At 44.8% G+C, this 16,333-nt stretch carries 20 protein-coding genes; 9 read left to right on the plus strand and 11 right to left on the minus strand.

What is annotated here, in order from left to right; genetic code table 11:
- Positions 1-145 precede the first annotated feature (145 nt).
- Complete coding sequence (locus L7D49_RS13755; protein WP_238081789.1) at positions 146-664, minus strand: DUF2512 family protein; 519 nt, start codon at positions 662-664, stop codon at positions 146-148.
- Positions 665-932: 268 nt separating this feature from the next.
- Between L7D49_RS13755 and L7D49_RS13760 the strand changes: the two genes are divergently transcribed.
- A complete protein-coding gene (locus tag L7D49_RS13760; protein ID WP_238081790.1) occupies positions 933-2,600 on the plus strand; it encodes an FAD-binding protein in 1,668 nt (555 codons plus the stop codon).
- A 24-nt stretch (positions 2,601-2,624) separates the two neighbouring features.
- On the plus strand, positions 2,625-3,080 hold the full coding sequence (locus L7D49_RS13765) for a CoxG family protein (protein ID WP_238081792.1): 456 nt from the start codon (positions 2,625-2,627) through the stop codon (positions 3,078-3,080).
- An 87-nt stretch (positions 3,081-3,167) separates the two neighbouring features.
- Here the strand turns inward: L7D49_RS13765 and L7D49_RS13770 are convergent, their stop codons facing one another.
- A complete protein-coding gene (locus L7D49_RS13770; RefSeq protein WP_238081794.1) occupies positions 3,168-3,680 on the minus strand; it encodes a GNAT family N-acetyltransferase in 513 nt (170 codons plus the stop codon).
- Positions 3,681-3,699: 19 nt separating this feature from the next.
- The gene (locus tag L7D49_RS13775; protein ID WP_238081796.1) at positions 3,700-4,323 is read right to left on the minus strand and encodes a TetR/AcrR family transcriptional regulator; all 624 of its coding nucleotides are present in this window, start codon (positions 4,321-4,323) and stop codon (positions 3,700-3,702) included.
- Between the two features lie 182 nt (positions 4,324-4,505).
- Here L7D49_RS13775 and L7D49_RS13780 point away from each other — a divergent pair, with 182 nt between their 5' ends.
- Positions 4,506-4,928 (plus strand): YugN family protein, encoded by a 423-nt coding sequence (locus L7D49_RS13780; protein ID WP_238081798.1) that lies wholly within the window; start codon positions 4,506-4,508, stop codon positions 4,926-4,928.
- A gap of 103 nt (positions 4,929-5,031) precedes the next feature.
- Here the strand turns inward: L7D49_RS13780 and L7D49_RS13785 are convergent, their stop codons facing one another.
- Positions 5,032-5,214 (minus strand): hypothetical protein, encoded by a 183-nt coding sequence (locus L7D49_RS13785; protein WP_238081800.1) that lies wholly within the window; start codon positions 5,212-5,214, stop codon positions 5,032-5,034.
- A 310-nt stretch (positions 5,215-5,524) separates the two neighbouring features.
- On the opposite strand from L7D49_RS13785, the gene L7D49_RS13790 reads away from it, so the two are divergent.
- From L7D49_RS13790 to L7D49_RS13805, 4 genes are all read left to right on the plus strand, one after another.
- Positions 5,525-5,989 (plus strand): hypothetical protein, encoded by a 465-nt coding sequence (locus tag L7D49_RS13790; RefSeq protein WP_238081802.1) that lies wholly within the window; start codon positions 5,525-5,527, stop codon positions 5,987-5,989.
- A 178-nt stretch (positions 5,990-6,167) separates the two neighbouring features.
- On the plus strand, positions 6,168-6,374 hold the full coding sequence (locus L7D49_RS13795; RefSeq protein WP_238081804.1) for a cysteine-rich CWC family protein: 207 nt from the start codon (positions 6,168-6,170) through the stop codon (positions 6,372-6,374).
- An 18-nt stretch (positions 6,375-6,392) separates the two neighbouring features.
- Positions 6,393-8,102 (plus strand): ABC transporter ATP-binding protein, encoded by a 1,710-nt coding sequence (locus tag L7D49_RS13800; RefSeq protein ID WP_238081805.1) that lies wholly within the window; start codon positions 6,393-6,395, stop codon positions 8,100-8,102.
- 175 nt (positions 8,103-8,277) lie between these two features.
- Positions 8,278-9,135, plus strand: a complete 858-nt coding sequence (locus L7D49_RS13805; protein ID WP_238081807.1) for a hypothetical protein — start codon at positions 8,278-8,280, stop codon at positions 9,133-9,135.
- 39 nt (positions 9,136-9,174) lie between these two features.
- Here the strand turns inward: L7D49_RS13805 and L7D49_RS13810 are convergent, their stop codons facing one another.
- Together L7D49_RS13810 and dapF are read right to left on the minus strand one after the other, a co-directional pair.
- Positions 9,175-10,401, minus strand: a complete 1,227-nt coding sequence (locus tag L7D49_RS13810) for a dicarboxylate/amino acid:cation symporter (protein ID WP_238081810.1) — start codon at positions 10,399-10,401, stop codon at positions 9,175-9,177.
- A gap of 39 nt (positions 10,402-10,440) precedes the next feature.
- Entirely contained in the window at positions 10,441-11,280 is an 840-nt protein-coding gene (dapF, locus tag L7D49_RS13815; RefSeq protein ID WP_269136016.1) for a diaminopimelate epimerase, read from the minus strand.
- Between the two features lie 161 nt (positions 11,281-11,441).
- Between dapF and L7D49_RS13820 the strand changes: the two genes are divergently transcribed.
- Positions 11,442-11,606, plus strand: coding sequence for a hypothetical protein (locus tag L7D49_RS13820; protein ID WP_238081812.1), 165 nt, complete (start codon positions 11,442-11,444; stop codon positions 11,604-11,606).
- 68 nt (positions 11,607-11,674) lie between these two features.
- On the opposite strand, the gene L7D49_RS13825 is transcribed toward L7D49_RS13820, so the two are convergent.
- The 4 genes from L7D49_RS13825 to L7D49_RS13840 form a co-directional block, all read right to left on the minus strand.
- On the minus strand, positions 11,675-12,325 hold the full coding sequence (locus L7D49_RS13825; protein WP_238081814.1) for a hypothetical protein: 651 nt from the start codon (positions 12,323-12,325) through the stop codon (positions 11,675-11,677).
- Positions 12,326-12,525: 200 nt separating this feature from the next.
- Complete coding sequence (locus L7D49_RS13830) at positions 12,526-13,035, minus strand: QueT transporter family protein (RefSeq protein WP_238081816.1); 510 nt, start codon at positions 13,033-13,035, stop codon at positions 12,526-12,528.
- Between the two features lie 152 nt (positions 13,036-13,187).
- The gene (locus L7D49_RS13835; protein ID WP_238081818.1) at positions 13,188-13,943 is read right to left on the minus strand and encodes a 3-oxoacyl-ACP reductase; all 756 of its coding nucleotides are present in this window, start codon (positions 13,941-13,943) and stop codon (positions 13,188-13,190) included.
- 635 nt (positions 13,944-14,578) lie between these two features.
- A complete protein-coding gene (locus tag L7D49_RS13840) occupies positions 14,579-14,797 on the minus strand; it encodes a DUF2829 domain-containing protein (protein ID WP_238081820.1) in 219 nt (72 codons plus the stop codon).
- A gap of 210 nt (positions 14,798-15,007) precedes the next feature.
- Between L7D49_RS13840 and L7D49_RS13845 the strand changes: the two genes are divergently transcribed.
- Entirely contained in the window at positions 15,008-15,919 is a 912-nt protein-coding gene (locus tag L7D49_RS13845; RefSeq protein WP_238081821.1) for a catalase, read from the plus strand.
- Positions 15,920-15,929: 10 nt separating this feature from the next.
- Here the strand turns inward: L7D49_RS13845 and L7D49_RS13850 are convergent, their stop codons facing one another.
- Entirely contained in the window at positions 15,930-16,280 is a 351-nt protein-coding gene (locus tag L7D49_RS13850) for a hypothetical protein (protein WP_238081823.1), read from the minus strand.
- Positions 16,281-16,333: the final 53 nt, after the last annotated feature.

Consider the following 16,333-nt stretch of genomic DNA (forward strand, 5'->3'; position numbering starts at 1 on the left):
GGATGAGCGGGACAGGTGTGACCCCACAGGAGCGAAGCGACGAGGAGGCTCACCGCCCGCCCCACGGAAAGCGTCCGCTCGGAACGTAAATCAACAGTTCTAGTATAAGCCCATTTAATTGTACTTTTTCAGTGGCCTCCCAATATTACGGCTTCTCTTTTTCATTTTCTTCTTTTATTTTTTCTCGTTTTTCATGAGCTCGTCGCATTTCGTCCATATCAAATTCCTCACCAAACTCTGCACGCAAGTTGCGGTCATAATCAAAGTACGGATGATTATCCGCCCATGGCTCCGAGTTCGTCTCTTGATCAAACACACTCGTGGCCATATAGCGGTGGAAAGCGAGTTCGCCCAAAGCTAACACTGCACTGCTAATGATGGATATGAGCAAAAGTCCGTCTGTAACTGGAAACAGAAAGAAGCCCATCACCCATATAATCACCGCACTTAAAACGAAATCACCGGCTGCCGCCAGTGGATTTCCGAGAAAAGGCATGACAAAGATATCCGCTGCATAACCTATGCCTGTTACAACGATGCTAATCAATAGAGTACTGAGAATAGGGACGTTATAAATGCCAGTCAAGACAATCCAAAGAATAGCGAGGGTCATCAGCCATTTGACAAAAAATCCTTTTACATAACTGCCTTCTCCAGAATACATAATACAATCTCCTCCCTATTGATAGGCTGTCCATTCCTCCATTTTTTATCCGTAGATTACACTGATTAAAAACAGGTTCACTAAAAATCGACTTGTATGAAAAAATCAAATTTACTTAACATATAAGTCTATATACTTAAATCAAACTAGGTAAATTTAATCAAATTCTTATTGATTTTACTGAATATGATGCAGTACACTGTACCTAATGATAGCGTCACTATCATTTATGAAAAAACTAGAATAGTAAAGAATTGGGGGAATTGTTATGCCTGCAAAAAGACCGACAACATGGGATCACGAAGTCGATGTCGTCGTACTCGGTACTGGAGGTGCCGCATTTGTCTCTGCTGTTTTGGCAGCAGATCAAGGTGCGGAAGTGTTAATGCTGGAAAAAACTCATCAAGTTGGCGGGACGACTGCATTTTCAGGTGGTGTACCTTGGATTCCGATGAACCGTTACATGAAAGAAGCGGGAATTGAGGATGACCGTGAATCCGCAATTACATTTATTAAAAGGCTCACACAGGGAAAAGAGCCAGATCCAAAGTTTATTGACCTCTTCGTCGACAATGGCCACGTCATGATCGACTATTTACATGAAAACACACCCGTCCGTTTTGCTACGCCGAAGGGCTATTCCGAATACTATGGACACCTTCCAGAAGCGTTAAAAAACGGTACGCGATCATTAGATCCAGAACCGTTCGACTTAAACCAAGTTGGCGAATGGGGACCGCTCGTACGCCAAAACCCTGTATTTCCTCCACTCACACTTGCAGAAGGTGGCGCAGTAGGTGGAATCGATTTCATGAAAATTGCGGAGCGGATGGAAAACAATATTGTCACTATGGGCCGCTCACTGATTGGTGCGCTATTAAAGGGTGCCCTTGAACGTGGTATTGATATCCAACTGAACACACCAGGTAAAGAGCTTGTCCTTGATGATGAAGGCAAGGTCATTGGAGTCGTCGCTGAGAAGGATGGAGAAAAAATCTTCATCGGCGCACGCAAAGGCGTCGTTCTCGCTTCCGGCGGTTTTGAATGGAATCAGGAATTGATAGAGACATTCTTGAAGGGCCATGTCACCCACCCAATGTCTCCTCCTGGCAACGAAGGCGACGGACTGATCATGGCAATGGAAGCGGGTGCAGCACTCGGCAACATGTCAGAGGCTTGGTATTATCCGACGATGCAAGATCCGACGTTTGAATACGAAGACCATATCATGAATCAGACAGGTGGCGGCCGTTTTGGTCCAAACAGTATTATCGTTAACAAGCACGGAAAACGTTTCGCTCACGAAGGCACTACATACAACGACCTGCCCCGTTCGTTCTTTGAGTACGATCCTGTCGCACTTGAATATCCGAACGAAGCGCCAAACTGGATGATCTTTGATCAGCAATTGAAGGATTCCCAGATGATAATCACTATGATGCCTGGCGAAGAGGCTCCTGAATGGGTCGATCGCGCAGATTCCTTACGTGAGCTGGCGGAGCAAATCGGTGTTAACCCAGACGGTTTGGAAGCTTCAGTTGCCCGTTGGAATGAGCATGTGGTAAACGGCGCAGATCCAGACTTCCATCGTGGGACAACCCACTTCGAGAACATTCTTGGAGGCGGTGGAAACGCCGAAGCGAACCTTGGAAAGATTGAAAAAGGTCCTTTCTATGCAATACCTGTCCACCTCGGTGCCCTTGGAACAAATGGCGGACCGCGTATCAACGAAAAAGGTGAAGTCATCAGCCTCAGAGGGAATGTCATTGATGGGCTTTACGCAGCGGGCAACGCTGCAATGGGGATTTTAGGGCCAGTCTACACAAGTGCAGGTGGCACGATCGGACCAGCCATGACAATGGGCTATATTGTCGGCAAGGAAGTCGGCACAAAGGAAGCACGTGAAATCAAAGAAGCGGAAGCATTAGCTTTATAATTACAAAAGAAAGAGTGAATGAACATGCCAAACGGAACACATACAGTAGAATTGCAAGTACCTATCGAAAACATCTGGAACTTTGTAAGCGACATGAACAATTGGGCGCCACTTGTTCCTGGATATATTGAGCACGAAATTTTAAGCGAGAAGCAATCTACATGGAAATTCAAAGGAGATTTGGGCTTCATGAAGAAAACTGTCAAGCTCCAAATCGACATTCAAGAATGGATTGAACCATCCAAAGTAACTTTTGACTTGAAAGGTCTTTCCGACAATTTCACCGGAGGCGGCTATTTCGAAGCGGAAAGAATCTCAGATTCAGCGACACGCATGACGGGCCATTTGGATATTACGGCAGGCGGCATGATGGGCGCGATGATTAATACGATTCTAAAGAATTTTGTGCCTGAAACTGCTCAACAGTTGACTGAAGCGATTGCTGGCAAAATTAATGAAATTGAAGGCGTTACCGTCTAACATTTCAAGTAGAATAACAAGTCTTAACACCACACTTATTTTCGAGTCAAAAAAGAGGGAAACCGATGCACACCGGTTTCCCTCTTTCTAATCGTTTGTATCCAACGAAAATTGCAATAAACGGCTGACCTCGCCATTATATTCTTCCATTCCATTTCGGCTTACTTCCTGAAAACGCAACTTTTCCAGCATCCGGCGGGCGCGTTCATTGGATTCATGTGTTTCTGCATAGAATGAACGGATGCCCCGTTCTTTCACTGCATAATCCATCAATAACTGCGATGCCAAAACGCCGATCCCTTTTCCCCAGAGCATTCGATTACCGATAGCAATGCCCAACTCAGCGCTTTCCTCTTTGCCTATAACTAAATCCGCATAACCGACTAATTGGCCTTCGCATTCTACTCCCTTTCGAATAAAATCCTCAGAGATTCCTTCTACACATCGTGTCCACCAGTTGAGCATCTCTTCCGGTTGCCGATTGATTTCCCAACCATTCGCCAAACAGAACAACTCATCCCGGCTCCACTCTGTAACAGTTTCAAAATCCTCCATGACCAATCGTCTTAAGGAGACTGCGGGACTTGCCTGTTTCTTCAATTGCTATTCCCCCATCCTATCAATTAACTGGTTTTAAATAATCGAGGAAGATATCCCGAATCCGCAAGGCCTGTTCAATCGGCAAAATGACCATATCCCCCATTTGAACACTTTCAAAGAAAGATAACTTTCGTGTAAACAGACCAAATATATTCGAGATGGCTCCAAGCGTTTCCGCATTTGCCACATCGGAACGAATAGAGCCGTCATGCTTGCCTTCCTCAATGATTTTTGCAATAACGTTGGTAATATTCGCATATGCCTGGTGGTAGTCTGCGATATCCTCCAGCGGTTCCTGTGCAAATGCAGCGTACGTCTCGAACGCCTCGAGTAACTTCATATCATTCCAAAGCACGGAGTCGCTCACTTTAATGAAATGATTCAACAGCATTTCAAATTTTTCGTAACAGGTCCCTTCACTTTCATAAATTCGCTCAAAGGAAGTCAGCCTCTCCTGCAATAGCTTAACAATCACTGCGATAATAAGCTTGTTTTTCTTTGGAAAATAACGGAACACCGTGGCAACACCAAGCCCCGCTTCCTCTGCCACGTCCTGCATCGTAGCCCACTCAAATCCTTTTTCTACAAACACTTTATAAGCCGCTTGTAAAATTTGTACTGTTCGTTTCTCTTTGAATGTCATCTTACTCATTCCTTTTGGCCTATATACTTTTCTTCCTCCTATCATATCGCAACCAAGCCCTCTTGAACATCTACATCCTCTCTTTCTTTTACTAAGGAGATCGCCGTCTACCAAGTTAGCAGTTTATAAACCTATCAATTGGGTAAAGACGGAAGAAACAGCAAACGAAGGGATGGATTGGAATGATATTTTTAACAGAAACAGAGCTGGAAGGCAAGCAGGCCTATTACGGGGAAATATGTGATCATTTCGCAGACCAGGGATTAATCTTAGGGAACTGGGATTATGACCAGGGATTATTCGATAAAATATTGTACAAGCGGGGCGGTGTAACCATTTATTTGCGCTGTCCTTTCGATGTCATTCGAGGTGAACTGGATCAGCAAGATGCCCTTTTGCTTTTTAAGAAACCATTTATCATTAAACACATTCTTAACATCGGTCTCGACGAAGAAGAGAGCCCGGTATTAACCGTGACGGGTTTGGAACAATTCCAGAAACCTGTCGACAAGGATGCCCCGATTGAGAAGAAATCAAGCTGGGCAGAGGATGCCGAGCAAGTAATTAACAAAACACTTTCCGGCATGGCTTTTGTGCCTATTTAAAAAGCAGGCTGCTATCCCTTCTCTCATATAATAATAAAAAAGCATTCCGTCTTACCATGAATGGAATGCTTTTTCATTCGAAAATAAATTCTTTATGACTCTCTTACCGAAAGATTCTCTTTAAGAAAAACAAAACGAAGAAATGAAGCAGTCCCCCAACGACGCCATAAATAGCTGCTAACAGATACGTGAATGCTTCACTTGCTCCGAATACCCAGATCCCTGCAATAAAACCTATAACTGCCCCGCTACAAGCATAGCTAATACCTTTCATTCGAACTGACATCGATTTACCTCTTTTAGAAAAGTCGAGAAACAAGGAAACAGGAAAGGCTCCAACCAAAAATATAGGAAAGGTGAATATAGCAGCCAAGATGAACATTGATAAATAGGTCCATGAATTGTCCAAGGTGAGTTGAGAATATAAAGCAAAACACACGGCGAACAATACGGGAGATAAAAAGGAAGCAAACAGATATATGGCAAAACGGTCGAATGTTTCCTTATACGCATTATCCATAAACACTACCTCCTGTTGAATGTTTACTATTTTCTCTTCCGGGAATTTAGTACAAAAAATGGCGAGGTGACTTATTATGAAGGTAATCAGTAGGCTGGTAATTATCGGGATTCTGGCCGGCGCTTTACTTGCCGGTCTCTTGAAATTAGTGTATGTCGCCACGGGCAATAAAGCGTACGTCCTCTTATATAATGTCGATTATATCCCAATTCTTAATAGATGGGAATCAACTCCAATTGTTGGAATTACCTTTCATTTTGTATTCTGTATCGCCAGTGTTGTCGGTCTCTATTTCATACTGCGTTTGATTCACTTGGAAAAGCGCATACTCCCCTACTTTCTCACCTATACAGCGGGCAGCGGCATCCTGTATTTCTTAACAGCTTTGTCCGACAAGCCACCTGCAGCCAATGATGTGGAAGCCTGGCTTTATTGGACGCTCAGTCATGCAGCGTACAGCATACTTGTGGCTGAACTCATCATTCATTGGCTCCATCGTCAAGAATCGCTTCCAGGTAAGACGCTCCATACGGAAACTTAAATTGCATCAAACACTTCTGCTGCTTCCGTGGCAGTTTCGGTTTCCTCACTAATCTTCTGCAAAAAATGGTAGACTAGTACAAGGATTAGGGAATGAATCTTCTGAATGTACATCTTGATAATACCCTTCTCTGCATCCGAGAAGAAATTTCACCACAATGAAAAAGGAGGAAGAATTGATGGCGGAACTCTGTCCGATTTGCCAGGGCCCGAATCACTGCTGCAATAATCAGGATAAATCCATCGGGTCGTGCTGGTGTACTGAAAGAATCTTTCCGGAAGGCATTTTTTTGCTTGTGCCGGTAGAAGAAATCCGAAAGACTTGCATCTGCCAAACATGTCTAGATAACTATAAACGCGACGAAGAGTTGGAGTCGCCTCGTTAACTAAGAAAGGAATCATTCATGCTCAAACAATTTTTCTCTTATTACAAACCACACCGGCGTTTATTCATCATCGACTTTTCGAGTGCTGTTTTCGTTGCATTGCTTGAACTGGCTTTTCCACTCGCAGTCCAGTGGTTCATCGATTCGCTGCTACCGTCCGGCGATTGGGGACGTATAACAACAGTCAGCATCCTGTTGCTGCTCGTTTATTGCCTCAGCACTTTTCTGCAGTATATTGTAAGTTATCTCGGCCATAAACTCGGCATCAATATCGAGACGGATATGCGGAGGGAATTGTTCGAACACGTCCAAAAGCAATCGTTTCGATTTTTTGATAATACAAAAACGGGCCATATCATGACCCGGATTACGACAGACTTGTTTGATATCGGGGAATTTGCCCATCACGGTCCGGAAGATGCATTCATCGTTGTGATGACGATTGCCGGGGCATTCGGTATTATGTATACGATCAATCCGGAACTTGCCTTAATCACTCTCGTCATGGTGCCGTTGCTTATCGTTATCGTCACTTACTGCAATAAGAAAATGAACGCTGCCTGGCATAATATGTATGGCAAAATAGCGGAAGTAAACGGCCGTGTCGAAGACTCTGTTTCGGGCTCGCGTGTTGTAAAATCTTTCACAAATGAAGATTTCGAGATGCAGCGTTTTAACCGGGACAACGGCAATTTCCGTTTAGCAAAACTTGTCGCTTACAAAGTAATGTCATGGACCACATCTTCCATTTACATGTCCACCCGGCTTATGACACTCATCGTGCTTGTTGTCGGGGCTTGGTTCATAATTAATAAAAAGCTTACTTACGGCGAACTTATCAGCTTTATACTTTTTGTTAACATCTTGACGAAACCGATTGACAAGATCAGTGCACTGCTTGAATTGTACCCAAAAGGGATGGCAGGATTTTCTCGATTTCAGGAGTTAATCAATCAGGAGCCAGAAATTAAAGATGCTCCCGATGCGATCGATGTCCCTCATTTGAATGGCGATGTCAAACTGACTAATGTCACCTTCGGGTATGACAATAACAAACCAGTCTTGAATAATATTAGCCTTTCGATCAAAGCGGGACAAACAGTAGCGTTTGTCGGTCCGTCAGGTGCTGGCAAGACGACGATCTGTTCCCTCATCCCACGATTTTATGACGTAAATGAGGGCCGAATCGAAATTGATGGGCTCGACATCCGCCGCATGACGCAACGATCACTCCGCAGCCAAATTGGTATTGTTCAGCAAGATGTGTTCCTGTTCACAGGTACAGTGAAAGAAAATATCGCTTATGGCAATCTCACAGCTTCCGATGAAGAAATTTACGAAGCAGCTAAACGGGCTCATTTAGAGGAGTTCATTGCCAATCTGCCGGATGGCTATGAAACGCAGATTGGCGAACGAGGGCTTAAATTATCCGGCGGGCAGAAACAGCGTCTTGCCATCGCCCGTATGTTCCTGAAAAACCCACCGATCCTCATTTTGGATGAAGCGACTTCTGCACTTGATACAGAAACCGAAAGAATTATTCAGCAGTCACTCGAGGAGTTGTCTGAAAACCGCACGACACTTGTCATCGCGCATCGCTTGACGACGATACGGAACGCTGACCGGGTGATCGTAGTGACCCCGAACGGCATTGAAGAAGAAGGGACTTATTCCGAGCTTGTCGAACAGGGCGGGACATTTGCCCGCTTGCATGCGAATCAAGTATAAATCGACAAAAGTACCTATGGGAATTGACCTTTAAAGGACAGCTCATAGGTACTTTCTTTTCTGCACAATGTTTTGTGAAACCGAGTTGAATATGGATCGTATACTTACAAAGGGCAATCGGCTACGACTGATTGGGGTTAGGTCAGATCATGTTTGTATAGAGGGAGGTGGAAGGATGAATAAGCGAGTAGGGATGTTTCTAGTTATCCTGAGTTTGCTGATATCTGTCGGAACGCTTCTAGACATTTCATCAGATTTTAACGCGGCTCTCATCGGGGTCTTTCTAATCGGATTGCCTCTTTACATACTGGGGCAAATGATTCGGATCGGAAGGGATCAATTCAGGAAGAGCGGCATTCTTTACATTTGGGGGTTCATTTACTGTCTTGTTATCGTACCGGCGCTCTTTTTATCATTGGATGGTTACGAAGAGTTGAAAAGAGAGACGTTTACCAATCAGCATTTTATCCTGTATGAATCTTACTCGGAAGCATCAGGTACTGATCTTACCGTCGGTTTTATTGTACTTATATTGTTGATATTCACCTTTCCCTTCATGGATTTATCAAAAAGAGGAAAATGGATAGCCGGCTCCCTTTCTGCCTTGATCGTTATCGGTTATATTTCTTACCAATATATTATGTGGAGTGATTATCGTGGAATTCACGCGGAACAGGGTCTTCTTTCTCACAGCTGGAAAGGCGAAACAGAAACCATTTCATATGAAGACATTGAAGAGATTACCGTACTTCCTACTGTGAAATATGCTTCATTAAGCGACCCGACCGACGATACTTACTTTTACTGGAAGATGACCTTCTTAACGGTGGATAATCGGGAAACGACATATACTTTCTATTTAAGTGAGGAAGATATAAAAATAGCTACTCGAATTCAACAAGTGGCAAATGAACATCACATTCCATTCGTTGTTTATCAAATGAATAAAAAAACAAAGGAAGAATTCACCTTTCAGTTAAATTTAAACGAGCTCAATAAGGAACCGTTCTATTCTTTTTTCGGTGTAGATTGACAAGACCGCCTCTTTTAAAAGAGGCGGTCTTGATTGTAATTATTCGATGGCTGTTTCCGACTCCATCCACTCCTTGCCCTCGACATGCCTGGATACAATCATACTTGCGACAGTATCTCCCGTCGCATTCACCATCGTAGCCGGTGGATCAACGACGACACCGATCGCAGAGATAATCGGCAATGCTTCCAGCGGCAAACCGTACATCGTAACGATGACCATTTCGCCAATGAAACCTCCACCTGGAATCCCACTCATGACCACTCCAGACAGCAAGGAAATACCGATAGCAGTTAAAAATGTCCCGATGCCTGTAAAGTCCATGTTAAACACGCCGAATACAAAAGCGATCTTTAACATAGCGGATAAACAGGAACCATCCATATGAATCGTTGCTCCTAACGGCAGGACGGTTTCACGAATGTCTTTCGGTACGCCAATTTCTTTGGCCGCCTGCAAATTCACTGGCAACGTGGCAAAACTGCTTCCCGTCCCTAATGCCGTAGCTGCCGGTGTTAAGATGTTTTTCCAAAATCGGGTGATTCCTTTCCTTCCGCCTGCCAAAAACGCATATAGCGTAAAACCAATCGCAAAGTAAGCAAAAGAAACAGGATAATACAGGAGAAACGCTTGCGCATAATCACCGATTAATTCTGCCCCGAAAGAACCAATCAGTGCTGCGAAATAGGCGGCTAACCCAATTGGCGCATAATACATGATCAGTTTGATCACACGCATGAACACTTCCGAACCGCTTGAAAGGAACCTCGCGAACGGCCGTCCCGCTTCTCCCGCCAAACTCGTTGCCACTCCAACCAACACAGCGAAGACGATGAGTGCCAGCATGTTCCTCCTGCTGAACAATTCAACAAAATCAGGCACAGTAAATGTACTGACTAGCTGTTGAGACAGTGTCAACTTCTCCACATGATCCGGTTCCACTAAAGGAATCGATGTCCCAGTGCCGACCGGAAATACTAGGACCGCAATCAGCATAACAATCGAGGCGATAATTCCGGTAATCACAAACACAGTTATCATGGAGCCCATGATTTTCCCCAGCCGTCTCATGCTGTCCATATTGGCAACTGCTGAAGTAATTGAGAAAAATACGAGTGGAACAACGACCATAAACAATAAATTCAGAAACACCTCGCCAAACGGTTTCAGTACGCTTGCCTTTTCTCCAAAAATCAAACCAATTACTGAACCGATGACAATCGAAGCCAACAACAGCAACGGAAACCGATACGCCTTCCATTTCATCCTGCATCCCCCCTTGTTCTTTTAGTACAAAGCTATTCATTACTGCCTTTTCCAATAGAACACTCCACTGGCTGAAAATTCAGCGGGACCCGTCATCCAAACATGTCCGTCTGAAGCCCAGCAGATACTCAAGTCCCCACCACTCAGATGAACCGTGATGTCTTGATCGCTGTCGGCAAAGCCGTTTAAAACAGATGCCACTACTGCGGCGCAAGCACCTGTCCCACAGGCTTCCGTTATTCCTGACCCCCTCTCCCACACCCTGAAATTCATTTCTTTTGAATCGATAATTTCAACAAACTCCACATTTACCCTTTCGGGAAAACGCGGATCGTCTGTCACAACCGAACCAACTTCCTGTAATGGAGCACTCTCTATGTCATCAACAAAAAATACGGCATGGGGATTGCCCATGAAGAGAGCTGTCACTTCTAATGTATGAGTGCCTAACGGGAACGATTCCGATATCACGGGCGCATCTTCCTCTCCTACCATCGGGATGCTTCGCCTATTCAAAAGAGGTGGACCCATATCGATCTTTACTATACTTTCGTGCTCGCTCTTCGATATGACTTCCGCCTCTGTCCTCCCCGCTTTCGTTTGAATGGTACAACTTGGTGCCGTAACTATCTCATGTTCCACTACATACGCAGCGACGCAGCGCAATCCGTTTCCGCAGCTTTGACCTTCTGATCCATCCTTATTGAAGATTCGCATGCCAACATCGGCTTCATCACTTGGCAGAATCAAAATCAATCCGTCAGAGCCGATGCCTGTATTAGGATTTGATATAGCTCTTGCTAACGGCGCCAGCCAAGCCTCCTGCAAGGGGTGCTTGAAGGCATCAACATAAATATAACTGTTGCCGAGGCCATGCATTTTTGTAAATGGAACTTCAATGATTTCCAATCAAATCCCCTCCTTTATCTAAACCTTTTAAATAGTATAATATATTATCTTGAAATCTACTACATGATCGGTAGCGGCTGAGTTTGCCAAACCATTTTTCTGGGTATGATGTGTATTAGGAGGTAGTGCATATGCAGAAAGAGTGCGAACAGTATATACTCACAAGGGAACTACAGCATCTCGCCGACGAATATCATGCTGCCCCCGCCACTTTAAAGACGGTCATCCTCGACGACATGGATTTGCTGTCTGACGCGCTTGCATTGCTGGAGGATGGATGGCAGTCTTCCGGATAAGTCGTTTGGTTTTGTAATAACAAAAAAGTCCACCTGATATACAGGTGAACTACTGATAAGCTTCCTTGTTAAAACTCTCCAGCTTTCCAATTTTCTTCAGTAATATATGGATCTTTTTCATTTGCGATGATAAACTCCATCATCGAAGCATTCCGCAACATAAAACGATATCCATGTGAAACGGCATTAGCATATTCCTGTTCTTCTGAAGAACCTGCCAGCTTCAGCTCTCCCAGAATCTTGTCCATCTCTTCTTCCGTCACTTGTGTATCAACTGTCCGAATCAAAGTCATGATAATTTGAGTTGCTGCTTCATCCATCTCATCCGCACCCAACATGAGAGCGCGAACATCCTTTTTCCCTTCGTTGCCCAACAACTGGATTCGATAGTCTTCGTCCAGTTCAATATCTACAATTTGAAAGCCTCTTCTCGGATCGGACCATTCAGAATGATCAACTCGGTATTGGATTCCTTCTTTTTCAGCAGCCTTGTTAAAACCTTCCTGGAACTGCTGAGCATCCATGCCGAGTTGATCTTCTTTTAATTCTGAGGCAGTTGTCTTGCTTTGCTTTTCCTTGTCCGCTTTATCACTGTTGTCTTGAACAGATGTAACATTGTCTTTCCCTTTCGCTGTATCCTCTTGTTCTTCATTCCCGCAGGAGGCCATTGAAGTACCCAAAATTGCGGCGAGTACAATTGTGCTTAATTTCTTTATCATATGTATTCCACTCCTTTTCTAAATTAACAACTTCCCCACTATACACAAACTATTAGATAAGAATCAATATAAATAACAGTCAATTTATTAAAAGGAGTTGAATAGACTAGAAGAATTGCTAATTTTGGATATCAAAGTCACTAGATAAGTCCTACTTATAGTAAAAAGCACATCCTCAAACAACGGATGTGCTTTCTGTTTTATTTTGTAAAATCTATTTTCTTCTGCAATGAGTAGACAATCATTCCACCAACTGTCATGGATAATAGCTCGCCGATCCCTACAGTTAGCCAAGTCGGCCAGAACGGCGCTCCGTACATGACAGTCAATTGCCCAGCTACGGTGAACATAGAAAAAGCGAAAATAAGAGCAGTCACTGCAAATTTTAAAACCATATTCTTGATTTTCTTCGTAGCTGCCCGGCTGATCAGCAAAACAAGAAACGTTGCAATACCGCCGATGGGCACATCAAGAATCCACGTTGGCGACATAAAGTTTGCCAAAATGACGCCAAGAGTGACCGCAACGATATACCGTTTATGCAGCAGTGCTAGATAATTGAACATTTCTGATAGGCGGAGCTGAACGGCTCCAAAGCTGATGACCGAGAGCAGAAGGGTGACAGCGACGTATAAAGCTGCGACGATCGCAGTTTTGGACACCTCACTGACAGTGGATTGAGGGGTTTCCTTGAAGGAAGTCGTATTCATCATGATTTCTCCTTTGTAAAATGGCAGTCTTGCCATTTTAGTCATAACTACGGCCAAAGGAAGTCAGATGTTATATCTGAACGAAGTGCCGTAGTGCAAGCCGAAAAAGCTTACTTCGGTAGTATAACAGAAATCAGGATTGGTGAATACGGCTATTTCGCAATCCACCCGCCATCGATCGGCACGACAGCACCATGCATATAATCGGACGCTTTACTTGCCAAAAATAAGGTGAGATTCGCGACTTCTGATGGTTGTGCCCAACGGCCGGCCGGCGTCTCCTCAGCCACCCACTTCGCCATCGCTCCGTCCCCTTCGAAATCTGCTGCGTTCATCGGCGTTTGGATCGCACCAGGTGCAATCGCATTCGCACGTATGCCAGACCGGCAATAATCATAATCCAATTGCTTTGTATAACCGACGATCGCATGCTTGGAAGCCGTGTAAGCAGCACCGCCCCCGCCTGCGACTAAACCGGCAATCGAAGCCATGTTGATGATCGTTCCGGATGACCGTTTTAGCATATGGGGCAGCACACAATTAGTCACCAAGTAGGTCCCTTTCACATTGGTATCCATGATGCGGTCCCACAGTTCTTCATCCGTCTCGAGAGTCTTCGAAAAACCGTCCAACACGCCAGCTGTATTCAATAAAACATGGATGTCCTGAAAATGGGATAACGCCGAGTCCACAGCTTCGTGGATGTCCCGCTTGCTTCGCACATCCCCTTTCTCAAAATGAAAACGAGAAGGATATTGTCGTTGAATCATTTCCAAGCCGGTCGTATGTACATCCATTCCAAAAACATTTGCCCCATTTTCTAAAAAGGCAACTGCCTGTGCTTGTCCAATTCCAGATCCAGCACCAGTAATAAATATCGTCTTTCCTGCAAACTCCTCGAATTTCATGTTGTGCCTCCTTTATGTGGACATTTTTATATAGCCACTTAATTTTATCAACGGACTTCTAGATGCGGTATCAAAATTGATTTTTACTCGAATGCATAGGCTCGCTGGTATTGAACCCTGCAATAGAGGGGGTCAACGCCATTCAACCGGATCGAGCACTCGTATAGCCGGTGTAACACCCGATAATCCGGTACTGGCAAAAAGTTTGAACGCCATTATCTCCCGCTGAACGCCAATAACTCGGGTTGAACGACATTATCTCGTCCTGAACGCCAATAACTCAGGGTGAACGCCATTATCTCCCGCTGAACGCCAATAACTCAGGGTGAACGCCATTATCTTGCGCTGAACGCCAATAACTTAGGCTGAACGCCATTATCTCGTCCTGAACGCCAATAACTCGGGGTGAACGCCATTATCTCGTCCTGAACGCCAATAACTCAGGGTGAACGCCATTATCTCCCGCTGAACACCAATAACTCAGGGTGAACGCCATTATCTTCCGCTGAACGCCAATAAACCAGAATGAACTCGAAATTCTTTAGATCATACAAAAAACGCAGGAGGTTTACCTGCGTTTTGCCATCTTTGATTTAGAAGTACTTATACTACTAAGTCGCTCTGCAAGTAATGGATCAAACCACTTTCCAGTCTTCCGCCAGCAAATCACAAACTGTCGGGGTGAACATTGTGTAGCCTTCCCCTTCTACGTTGATGACGAAATAGGGGTTTAATTTGAGTCCGTCGAGTTCTTTCTCGCCGACTAATTTGACGTATAGCTCTGCGCCGCCCCAGCCTTCTCGAATTACTTTTTCTCCCGCTTTCATGCGTGGCAAAATTTCTTCAAATGTCATGGTCATCATCCTTTATTTATAGTTCCACTCCAAAGTATATCGGTTTGACGAAACATTGACAAATAGTGAGGGAGATAGATTATAGGAACGAAGACGGCATAAAAGAGGAGACATAACGGGTCAGGTATAAAGACAGTCGCAGGAATAAGTTAGTCGGGGAATGGGTATCCGTTGACTATGGAAGTATTCGTTTGAGAGGAAGTGTGTTGGATGGATGAAAAGCTGCGAAGAGAGGTAACACCTGAAGAAGCGGTCGATTCGATTGAAGATGCAGTGGGAACTTATCCCGGTCAGCGGCGTGCGCATACGAAAGGAATTGCTTTCGATGCAATTTTTCAACCGAACGGGGCGGCTTCGCACCTGACAACCGCCAAGCATTTGCAAGAAGAGATGGTAGAGGCGGTTGTCCGCTTTTCTCATTTTTGGCCGACTCCGAATCCACATGAACTGCTCGTACCCATTAAAGGGATGGCGGTTCGTTTCCTTTTGCCGGGGAATGCCTTTACTAACTTGTCGATGGCCAATGTGCCTGTTTTTCTAACCAAAACACCCGAAGCTTTCGTGCGGCTTGTTCAGGTGATGGCTAAGGAACCGTTATCCATAACAGAAAAGTTGGAAGTTCTAATTAAAAAGCCTGAGTTTGCAACCATTCCAAAGCTGCTGAGGAGCTTAACGCCTCCAGCCAGTTTCGCGACAGAAACTTATCATGCCCTGCACTCCTTCTATTTGGTCTCACAAGATGGAACAAGGCAAGCAGTGCGGTTTTCATGGGTACCATTAGAACCTCTCGACGCAAAACATTCCTATGGTTCACGTGCCGACCTGGAGTCGGAATTGATCAAACGGATGGAAGCCGGAACTCCGGTTCGTTTCCGCCTTCTTATTCAGTTAGCCCTACCTGAAGATCCAATAGATGATCCAAGTAGCATGTGGCCTGCTGACAGGCAAACGATCGAAATTGGCGTGCTCACTTTGCACTCGGTCAGGGAGGACGGAGCGGAATCACTCGTTTTTGATCCGACCGTCCTGACTGAGGGCATCGAATGCTCCGACGATCCCGTTCTGCATTTCCGCTCACCGGTCTATAACATATCAGCTGCCAGACGTTCACGCCATATGTAGGAGTGCCGTTCTATCTTTTCTTTCGTTTGGCTAACGCAAAAGCCAAAACAATACCAGCTGTCACGATGGCAGCCAATGTCACTTTTTTCTTGTCGGTCGTTCCGATGAACGAAACCCGTTCAGGTAAAATTTCATAGACACCCAATGGCTTAATGGAGAAGGCACCGCCGCCCCCTTCTCCGCCTTGGCCGTCACCCCCGCCCCCAAAGGCATATTTTACTTTTGCAACAGGAATCACTTTTTTTAATCCGAGTTCAATCGGTTCCCCATAGACAAGCGTAACATCTTTACTCGCAGCAAACTTCTTGAATATCGTTTTCACTGGTGTTTCAATGTATTTCTGAGTTTTCTCCCGCGTCATGTGAAACGCCCCCTTCCTCTTGAGTGTATTCGCTTCGCTGCCAGCTAATTCCT

The organism is Sporosarcina cyprini, from assembly GCF_022048975.1.
Classification (GTDB): domain Bacteria; phylum Bacillota; class Bacilli; order Bacillales_A; family Planococcaceae; genus Sporosarcina; species Sporosarcina cyprini.

What these genes read in the sequence shown, in the direction of transcription:
- L7D49_RS13755 (WP_238081789.1), bottom strand. Translation starts at nt 664, where the DNA reads ATGTATTCTGGAGAAGGCAGTTATGTAAAAGGATTTTTTGTCAAATGG.
- L7D49_RS13760 (WP_238081790.1), top strand. Translation starts at nt 933, where the DNA reads ATGCCTGCAAAAAGACCGACAACATGGGATCACGAAGTCGATGTCGTC.
- L7D49_RS13765 (WP_238081792.1), top strand. Translation starts at nt 2,625, where the DNA reads ATGCCAAACGGAACACATACAGTAGAATTGCAAGTACCTATCGAAAAC.
- L7D49_RS13775 (WP_238081796.1), bottom strand. Translation starts at nt 4,323, where the DNA reads ATGACATTCAAAGAGAAACGAACAGTACAAATTTTACAAGCGGCTTAT.
- L7D49_RS13780 (WP_238081798.1), top strand. Translation starts at nt 4,506, where the DNA reads ATGATATTTTTAACAGAAACAGAGCTGGAAGGCAAGCAGGCCTATTAC.
- L7D49_RS13785 (WP_238081800.1), bottom strand. Translation starts at nt 5,214, where the DNA reads ATGTCAGTTCGAATGAAAGGTATTAGCTATGCTTGTAGCGGGGCAGTT.
- L7D49_RS13790 (WP_238081802.1), top strand. Translation starts at nt 5,525, where the DNA reads ATGAAGGTAATCAGTAGGCTGGTAATTATCGGGATTCTGGCCGGCGCT.
- L7D49_RS13795 (WP_238081804.1), top strand. Translation starts at nt 6,168, where the DNA reads ATGGCGGAACTCTGTCCGATTTGCCAGGGCCCGAATCACTGCTGCAAT.
- L7D49_RS13800 (WP_238081805.1), top strand. Translation starts at nt 6,393, where the DNA reads ATGCTCAAACAATTTTTCTCTTATTACAAACCACACCGGCGTTTATTC.
- L7D49_RS13805 (WP_238081807.1), top strand. Translation starts at nt 8,278, where the DNA reads ATGAATAAGCGAGTAGGGATGTTTCTAGTTATCCTGAGTTTGCTGATA.
- L7D49_RS13810 (WP_238081810.1), bottom strand. Translation starts at nt 10,401, where the DNA reads ATGAAATGGAAGGCGTATCGGTTTCCGTTGCTGTTGTTGGCTTCGATT.
- dapF (WP_269136016.1), bottom strand. Translation starts at nt 11,280, where the DNA reads ATGCATGGCCTCGGCAACAGTTATATTTATGTTGATGCCTTCAAGCAC.
- L7D49_RS13820 (WP_238081812.1), top strand. Translation starts at nt 11,442, where the DNA reads ATGCAGAAAGAGTGCGAACAGTATATACTCACAAGGGAACTACAGCAT.
- L7D49_RS13825 (WP_238081814.1), bottom strand. Translation starts at nt 12,325, where the DNA reads ATGATAAAGAAATTAAGCACAATTGTACTCGCCGCAATTTTGGGTACT.
- L7D49_RS13830 (WP_238081816.1), bottom strand. Translation starts at nt 13,035, where the DNA reads ATGAATACGACTTCCTTCAAGGAAACCCCTCAATCCACTGTCAGTGAG.
- L7D49_RS13835 (WP_238081818.1), bottom strand. Translation starts at nt 13,943, where the DNA reads ATGAAATTCGAGGAGTTTGCAGGAAAGACGATATTTATTACTGGTGCT.
- L7D49_RS13840 (WP_238081820.1), bottom strand. Translation starts at nt 14,797, where the DNA reads ATGACATTTGAAGAAATTTTGCCACGCATGAAAGCGGGAGAAAAAGTA.
- L7D49_RS13845 (WP_238081821.1), top strand. Translation starts at nt 15,008, where the DNA reads ATGGATGAAAAGCTGCGAAGAGAGGTAACACCTGAAGAAGCGGTCGAT.
- L7D49_RS13850 (WP_238081823.1), bottom strand. Translation starts at nt 16,280, where the DNA reads ATGACGCGGGAGAAAACTCAGAAATACATTGAAACACCAGTGAAAACG.